We start from the raw sequence: 7,299 nt of genomic DNA, 5'->3' as shown, positions 1-7,299 counted from the left end.
CGGCCGGCGGCGCGGGCTTGGGCGCCGGGGCAGGCGCGGCGGGCGCGGGGGCGGGCTTGGGCGCCGGGGCGGCGGGCTTGGGCGCGGCGGCGGGCTTGGGCGCGGCGGCGGGCTTGGGCGCCGGGGCGGCGGGCTTGGGCGCCGGGCTGCCTCCCGCCAGCAGGGCATCCAGCGAGGCGATGAGGCTTTCGGTGTCCACCTCACCCTCGCCGCCCTCGGTCTCCAGGTTTTCGATCATGGCCCGCAGCATGTCGGTGGACGACAGGATCACGTCCATGATCTCCGAGGTCACGGCCATGCGCCCCTTGCGCAGCTCGTCCATGATGTTCTCGGCGCGGTGGGCGAGCTTGTTGATCTTGTTCAGGCCGAGAAACCCCGAGGCGCCCTTGAGGGAGTGCATCGGACGAAAGATTTCGTTGAGCAGGGCCAGGTTCTCGGGAGACTGCTCCAGTTCGAGCAGGTTCGGCTCGATGGTCTCCAGGTGTTCCTTGGCTTCAATGATGAAGTCGGCGAAAATTTCAGGATCCATGAAATCCTGGCTCATTGATGCACCTCAGTATCGTCTTGCGGCGGCCCGCGGAGCCCGCCCGTTCCGTGACCCGGCGCCCCGGGGCCACGGGTTCAGCCAAGCAGCATCTTGACGTTCTTGACCATCTTGTCCGGCTGGGCGGGCTTGACCATGTAGAGGTTCGCCCCCAGGCCGAGGCCCTTCTGGATGTCCTTGTCCTGACCCTCGGTGGACAGCACGATGATCGGCACGTCGCGGTAGGCTTCCTGCTCGCGCACGGTCTTGATGAACGTGAAGCCGTCCATGCGCGGCATGTTCACGTCGGAGATGATCAGGTCCACCGCCGTCTCCAGGGAGTAGAGCTTTTCCAGCCCGTCCAGCCCATCCTCCGCCGTGGTCACCCGGAAGCCTTCCTTCTTCATGATGAACGCCACAAGATTGCGTACAGTCTTCGAATCGTCCACTATCAGGATATGTTTAGACATGGCTCCTCCTAGCCCTTGAGCACCTTCTCGACAATGCGGTCGACGGACAGTACGCCGATGAGCCTGCCGTCGTCAGCCTTGAGCAGTCCGGCCACATACTCGACGTTGGCCCCCAGATGGACCTCGACGCTCCAGTCGATCTTTTCCTGCGCAACCCGGTACATGGTCTTGACCGTATCGATCATCAGCCCCAGTTGCAGGCCCTTGCGGCGGCACACGACGATGAAGCCCGGCCGCTCCGACGCGCCCAGGCCGCCGATCAGGGAGGTCATGCGCACAAGCGGGGTGACCCGCCCGCGCAGGTTGACGATGCCCGCGATGAACGACGGAGCGGCGGGCAGCCGCGTGGGCGGCACATGGCGGATGACCTCCTGGACCACGTTGATGGGCACGGTGAACTCCTGGTCGCCCACCAGGAAGCCCACCAATTGCAGGTCGTGCTCCTCCTTGAGCTGGGCGATGAGGTCCGGCTCGGCCAGGGTCTGGTCCAGATCCTTGCCCGCGTGGTCCGGCCCGGCTCCGGAGCCGGGCCGGGGGCCGAACCCCGGCGCCGATTCCACGCGCGCCGGGCCGGGAATGGGCACCGATCCGCCCTCCCCGCCCCCGGCGTCGTCGCCAAGGCCCATGTATTTGCGCAGGAATTCCCGCTCGGCGGCGGACAGGGTGTCCCCTTCGGCCCCCGAAGGCAGGAAGTCCTTTTCCAGGAAATATTCCTCAGGCGTTTTCATTGGCAATCTCTTTGGCCAGCAGCGAATATTCCACGGCGCCCCGGGAGGACGGGTCGATCTCGTAGATGACCTTGCCCTTGGCGCTGGCCTCGCGGAAGTTGGTGTCCAGGTTGATGACGGTGTCGCACAGGCGCGGGCCGAGCTTCTTGCGCAGCAGGTTGAGCACCCGGCGGCAGGCGCCCGCCCGGCGGTCGAACATGGTCGCCAGGGCCCGGAAGTTGATGGGCCGCGGCAGCACGCGGTTCAGGGTGCGGATGGTGTCGAAGATCAGCCGCAGCCCGTGCAGCGCGAGGAAATCCGTCTGGATGGGGATGATGACCAGGTCGGCCGCCACCAGGGCGTTGACCAACAGCACGCCCACATGCGGCGGACAGTCGATGACGATGTAGTCGTACCTGCCGCGCAGGGGCGCCAGGGCCTCGGTGAGGATGGCGCCGCGCCCCACGCGGGACTTGAGGTCCATCTCCAGCTCCGAGAGCCGGATGTGCGCGGCGGCGAAATCGAAGAAGCTCTCGCGCTCCGCGGGATGGATGATCTTGTCCCACAGCCCGGCGTACTCGGCCTTCTCGGCCTGGAAGATGTCCAGGACCGTGTATTCCAGGTTTTCGGGATAATAGGCCAGATGGATGGACGCGCAGGCGTGCGGGTCCAGGTCCATGACCAGTGTCCTGTGCCCGGCCAGGGCCAGGGCGGCGCCAAGGCTCAGGGACGTGGTCGTCTTGCCGACCCCGCCCTTCTGGTTGGCCACTGCTATGACTTGCACTGTTGCCAAGGCCCGCTCCTGCCGCGCGAAGGCGCCCTACGCGCTCTTGGAGATGAAGTTGCGAAGCGCCTGCCAGTCGTCGTGGTCCACGTCCAGGAAGCGCAGGCCCATTTCGTAACGCGTGAAGGGGATCACGTCGCGCAGGCGCACCACCTCGGCGATGGCCTGCAGGAATTGCCCCGCGTCGCTCTCGAAAACCTTGAAGAACCCCGGATGATACTTGTTGAAGCTCGGGATGAATATCTTCACCTGGAGCTTGGTTTCCGGCTCGAACTTCTGCCCGCACTCCAGCTTCATGCCCCCGGCGCTGATATCCGCGCACAGCACCTCGAACCGGGGCTGGCGGGCAAGGGGAAAGCGGAACTCCTTGATCTCGACCCGGAAGCTCTTGGGCAGCCTGAACTCGCGTCTGCGGTCCTCTTCGGACATGGCGCACGTTCCTCCTTTCAGGCTCATGGGCTACTCCTCCTTGCGGTAGATGATCGCTCCAGGATAGTGCGTCGGCTTGAACGCACGGGAAATGTTGTGCAGCGATTCGGAGTGCCCGATGAGCAGATATCCTCCCGGAAGCAGGTTGTCATAGAACGAACTGATGACCCGCTTCTTCATCTCGTCGTCGAAATAGATTATCACGTTGCGGCAGAAAACGATGTGCGAGCGCTCCACGCGCTTGAGCTGCATCCGGTCGGACAGGTTGATCTGCCCGAAGGAGATCAGCTTCTTCAGGTCCTCGCGCACGGCGTAGTTGCCGTCCGTCTGGACGAAATACTTGCGGATCATCTCCGGCGGCGTGGTGCGCAGGGCGTATTCGGTGTAGACCCCGCGCCGGGCCGAGGCCAGGACGCCCTCGGACAGGTCGTTGGCCGTGATCCGCACGTTCCAGCCCGGCAGCTCGGCCCCGAGCACCTCGCACAGCTGGATGGCCATGGTGTAGGGCTCCTCGCCCGTGGAGCACCCGGCGGACCAGATGCGGATGCGCCGGTCCCCGGCCTTGCGCTGGGCCTCGACCACCTCGCGCAGCACATGGTCCTGGAAGACCTTGAGCTGCGGCGGGTTGCGGAAGAAGCTCGTCTCGTTGGTGGTGACCACCTCGAAGAGCCTGTTCAGCTCCTGCTTGCGCCCGGCGTCGTACTGCAAATAGTAGTAGTACTCGCCGAACGACTTGAGGTTGAGCTGCTTCAGCCGGTTGCGCAACCGGTTTTCCAGCAGGTATTTCCTGTTGTCGGCGATGTAGATGCCGCTTTGGGCGTAGATGAAGTCCCGCAGTTGCGCGAACTCCTCCGGCTCTATGGTGAACTCCTTTTTCAAGGAGATCGTTTTGGTGAACAGCGAGGCCATCTAGAGTTCCTCTTCTCCGGATTCCTGGATGCGCGCCACGGCGTCCTCCGCAGCGGCCTGGAGTTCCGGGTCCTCGGCGTCCAGCACCTCGAGCAGCGCGCGGAAGGCCGTCTTGCCGCCAATGGCGCCCAGGGCCTCCACGGCCTTGAGGGCCAGCAGGGTGTTGGTTCCGGTGGCGATTTCCACCAGCCTGGGCACGGCCGCCTCGGCGCCGCGCCGCCCCAGGGCTTCCACGGCGCGCACGCGCACCCAGTCGTCCTCGTCGTCCAGGGCCTCCTCCAGGCAGGGCAGAAGCTCCTCGCCCTCGCAGTGCCCAAGCAGCTCAACCACCGTCAGGCGCACCTCGCGGTGCTCGTCGTGCAGGCGCTCGCGGATGGCGGGCAGCCACTGGCCCAGGTCGACGCAGGAATCGCCGAAGGACTCCAGGGCCACCTTGCGGATGTCGGGAACCTCGTCGTCCAGGGCGGCGCGGATTTCGTCCACATGCCCGGCCACGCCGAGCTTGCCCATGGCGTAGACGGCCATGAGCCGCCGCACGGGGTCCTGCTCGGCGAACATGGCCCGGAAGCGGTCGTCCAGGCCCTGGCCGCCGACCTGGACACAAGCCTCCAGGGCGGCCTCCTTCACGTCGTCGTAGGGGTGCTCCAGGAAGCCGAACAGCAGCTCCCCCACCCCCTCGCCGCCCAGGGCGCCGATGTATTCCAGGGCCGTCTTGAGCACGGTGCCGTCCTCGTGGCGCCCGAGAACCTCCAGGAAGAACGGCTTGTCCTCCGGCCGGGCGCAGACGCACAGGGCCTGGGCGATCTCGCGCTGGAGGTCGCGGTCCCGGCCCCAGAACACGCTCTTCATGGCCTCGCACAGCGGCGCGGAGCACAGCCGCCGGGCCACGTCCACCACCACCTGCGCCGGGCGCGCGTCGTCGCCCTCCAGGGCCAGTTCCAGGGCCCGGGTGGGGCCCATGCCCGCCAGGGCATCCACGGCCAGCACCAGCCGGTCGTGGTCGCGGTCGGGGTCCAGCCCCGAGGCCAGGGCCAGCACCTCCGCCGAGGCCTTCTCGCCGCCCACGAACCCCAGGCCGGTCATGGCCGCGTCCTGCACGGCCTCGTCCTCGTCGGTCAGGGCGACCAGAAGATAATGGCCGAAGCGTTCCCGCTCGGCCTCGCTCAGCAGCTTCAGCGACTTGCCGCCCAGGATCTGCACGATGGCCTTGCAGATCTTGTTGCGCAGCGCCGTGGAGGCCGCGTCCAGGTGCTTCATCAGCATGGTCACGGCCTTGACGTTGCCCATCTCCCCCAGGGCCTCGACGATCATGGAGGCCACAAGGTCGGAACTCTTGTGCAGGGCCTTGGCCAGGGCGCCGATGGAGCTGTCGTCGCGGATTTTGGCCAGGGCCTCGATGACCGAGAACTGCACCCATTCCTCGTCGCCCAGGGCCTTGTTCAGGTAGCGGGCGGCGTCCTTGAGGCCGAGCTCGCCCAGGCTGACGGCGGCCTGGTAGCGCACGTTGACCTCCGGGTCGCGCAGCAGGGCCTCGCCCAGGGGGGCGACGGCGGCCACGCTGCCGGTGGAGCCCAGGATGTCCGATGCGAAAATGCGGATGTCGTCGTCCTCGTCGTGCAGCAGGCCCACCAGGGAGGGCAGATCCTGGGCGCCGGTTTCGCGCAGGATGTCCATGGCCAGGTTGCGCACCGGGGCCTCGTCGGAACGCAGCAGCGGGATGACGGCCTCCACCGTTGCCTTGCCGCCGATGCGCCGCAGGGCCTGGTCCGCCGCCTCCTGGATGCCCAGGTTGCCGCTGGCCAGCAGCCCGGCCAGGGCCGGGACGGCTTCCTGGCAGCCATTCTCCCCGGCCTGCCACGCGGCCTCGCGGATGTCCGACGAGTCGCCTCCGCCCTGCAACGCCGCGACGATTTTCTTGCAGTCCTGCATACCCTCTCCACCCTTCGGAATGCGCCCCGCGCGGCGAACCTCGGCCGCGCGGAACTCAGATGTACAGCCCTTCCACCAGGGCTCCCGCCATGTCGTCGATATCCACGATCTCGTCGGCCAGCCCGGCGTCCACGATGGCCTTGGGCATGCCGTAGACCACACAGGTGGCGTCGCTTTGGGCCAGCGCCCGGCCGCCGCGGGCCTTGAGCACCTTGACCCCTTCCATGCCGTCGCTGCCCATGCCGGTCAGGACCGCGCCCAGGGCCCGGCGCCCCACGCCCTCGCCCACGGAGGCCATCAGTTCGTTGGCCGAGGGCTTGTAGAGCGCCTCGCGCGGCTCCTCGGACACCACAAGCTCGATACGGCTGATCTTCTGGGCGATGCGCAGATGCTTGCCGCCGGGGGAAATATAGACCGTTCCCGGCCGGAAGGGCTCGCCGTTCTCGGCCTCCTTCACCGTCAGCTTGCTCACGCCGTCAAGGCGCTTGGCGAAGGGCCCGGTGAAGGCGGCGGGCATGTGCTGGGCGATGAGGATGCCGGCCGGAAAGTCCGCCGGCAGGGCCGAGAGCACCTTCTGCACCGCAGGCGGCCCGCCGGTGGACACGCCGATGGCCACCACGTCGCGCCGCTGGCCGCTCTTGGGGCGGATGGCGGTCGAGCGCGTGGCCGGGGCGGCGCCGTGGGCCGGGGCCTGGGCCACGCGGGGGGTCATGGGCCGCAGCTTGCGCCCGGCCACGCTGCGGATCTTGTTCCGCAGGTCCTCCTCGATCTTGATGATGTCGAGGGACACCCGGGACAGCTGCTTGGGGATGAAGTCCACCGCGCCAAGCTCCATGGCCTTGAGGGTGGCCTCGGCGCCCTCGGTGGTCAGGGAGCTGATCATCAGCACCGGACGCGGCATTTCCATCATGATATGCCGCAGGGCGGTGAGCCCGTCCATCTTTGGCATCTCGATGTCCAGGGTCACCACATCCGGCTGGTGCCTGCGGATCAGCTCCAGGCCCTCCTCGCCGTTGCGGGCCGTGGCCACGACCTTGATCCCGGGGTCCTTTTCGAGCATCGTCGCGATGGCCTTGCGCATGAAGGCCGAATCGTCAACAACGACAACCGTTACCACTCGCTACTCCTTTCCGGTCCGCAGGGCCGCGCCCATCACAGTCCCCCCGCGCGGCTCGGGGTCTTTAGATTTTCTCTAGGCTAGCACACTCCACTCCGAAGATACAGAGCGCCCGCACCCTAATCTTCTAATGAAAAAGCCCCCGAAGGACAACGGATAAATTTCCTGCCCGCCACACGGCCGGCGCCCCGCCGCCCCCGGGCGCCCCGCAGCCCGCGCCCCGCGCCCCTCGAACCACCCGCGCCCCCGTCCGCGATTTTTCCCGTCCCAAGGGTTGCCAAAGCCCAAGCCTTCGGATAGAAGCATCTCCTCGCTACGGGATGTGGCTCAGTCTGGTAGAGCGCTGCGTTCGGGACGCAGAGACCGCGTGTTCAAATCACGCCATCCCGACCATGAAAACTAAGGGCTTACGCGCAAGCGTGAGCCCTTTT

General features: G+C 66.9%; 8 protein-coding genes and 1 tRNA gene. 1 reads left to right on the top strand and 8 read right to left on the bottom strand.

Annotation, left to right across the window (positions count from 1 at the left end):
• The 8 genes from M0P34_RS12215 to M0P34_RS12180 all read right to left on the bottom strand — a co-directional run.
• The coding region (locus M0P34_RS12215) for an Hpt domain-containing protein (protein ID WP_291499518.1) at positions 1-544 on the bottom strand (544 nt) is incomplete at its 3' end.
• 77 nt (positions 545-621) lie between these two features.
• The gene (locus M0P34_RS12210) at positions 622-993 is read right to left on the bottom strand and encodes a response regulator (protein ID WP_291499515.1); all 372 of its coding nucleotides are present in this window, start codon (positions 991-993) and stop codon (positions 622-624) included.
• Positions 994-1,001: 8 nt separating this feature from the next.
• Positions 1,002-1,721: a chemotaxis protein CheW gene (locus tag M0P34_RS12205; RefSeq protein ID WP_291499508.1), complete on the bottom strand. Its 720-nt coding sequence runs from the start codon at positions 1,719-1,721 to the stop codon at positions 1,002-1,004.
• Complete coding sequence (locus tag M0P34_RS12200; RefSeq protein WP_291499506.1) at positions 1,708-2,484, bottom strand: ParA family protein; 777 nt, start codon at positions 2,482-2,484, stop codon at positions 1,708-1,710. Before M0P34_RS12200 ends, M0P34_RS12205 begins: the two co-directional genes overlap by 14 nt.
• Positions 2,485-2,520: 36 nt before the next feature.
• A complete protein-coding gene (locus tag M0P34_RS12195) occupies positions 2,521-2,940 on the bottom strand; it encodes a PilZ domain-containing protein (protein WP_291499504.1) in 420 nt (139 codons plus the stop codon).
• A 3-nt stretch (positions 2,941-2,943) separates the two neighbouring features.
• On the bottom strand, positions 2,944-3,822 hold the full coding sequence (locus tag M0P34_RS12190) for a protein-glutamate O-methyltransferase CheR (RefSeq protein ID WP_291499503.1): 879 nt from the start codon (positions 3,820-3,822) through the stop codon (positions 2,944-2,946).
• Positions 3,823-5,751 carry a HEAT repeat domain-containing protein gene (locus M0P34_RS12185; RefSeq protein ID WP_291499501.1) on the bottom strand — a complete coding sequence of 643 codons (1,929 nt, stop codon included), beginning with the start codon at positions 5,749-5,751 and terminating at the stop codon, positions 3,823-3,825.
• A gap of 55 nt (positions 5,752-5,806) precedes the next feature.
• Positions 5,807-6,868, bottom strand: a complete 1,062-nt coding sequence (locus M0P34_RS12180) for a chemotaxis response regulator protein-glutamate methylesterase (RefSeq protein WP_291499499.1) — start codon at positions 6,866-6,868, stop codon at positions 5,807-5,809.
• A gap of 316 nt (positions 6,869-7,184) precedes the next feature.
• Between M0P34_RS12180 and M0P34_RS12175 the strand changes: the two genes are divergently transcribed.
• Positions 7,185-7,261, top strand: a tRNA-Pro gene (locus M0P34_RS12175).
• The last annotated feature ends 38 nt before the right edge of the window (positions 7,262-7,299 follow it).

Source organism: Desulfocurvus sp. (assembly GCF_023230885.1).
In the GTDB taxonomy this organism is placed as follows: domain Bacteria; phylum Desulfobacterota; class Desulfovibrionia; order Desulfovibrionales; family Desulfovibrionaceae; genus Desulfocurvus.
Note: the sequence above shows the minus strand (reverse complement) of the source record. Positions and strands in the feature narration are given on the sequence as shown.

Bases quoted from the DNA above. Each gene is read 5' to 3' on its own strand.
- M0P34_RS12210 (WP_291499515.1), bottom strand. From the start codon at position 993: ATGTCTAAACATATCCTGATAGTGGACGATTCGAAGACTGTACGCAAT.
- M0P34_RS12190 (WP_291499503.1), bottom strand. From the start codon at position 3,822: ATGGCCTCGCTGTTCACCAAAACGATCTCCTTGAAAAAGGAGTTCACC.
- M0P34_RS12205 (WP_291499508.1), bottom strand. From the start codon at position 1,721: ATGAAAACGCCTGAGGAATATTTCCTGGAAAAGGACTTCCTGCCTTCG.
- M0P34_RS12185 (WP_291499501.1), bottom strand. From the start codon at position 5,751: ATGCAGGACTGCAAGAAAATCGTCGCGGCGTTGCAGGGCGGAGGCGAC.
- M0P34_RS12195 (WP_291499504.1), bottom strand. From the start codon at position 2,940: ATGAGCCTGAAAGGAGGAACGTGCGCCATGTCCGAAGAGGACCGCAGA.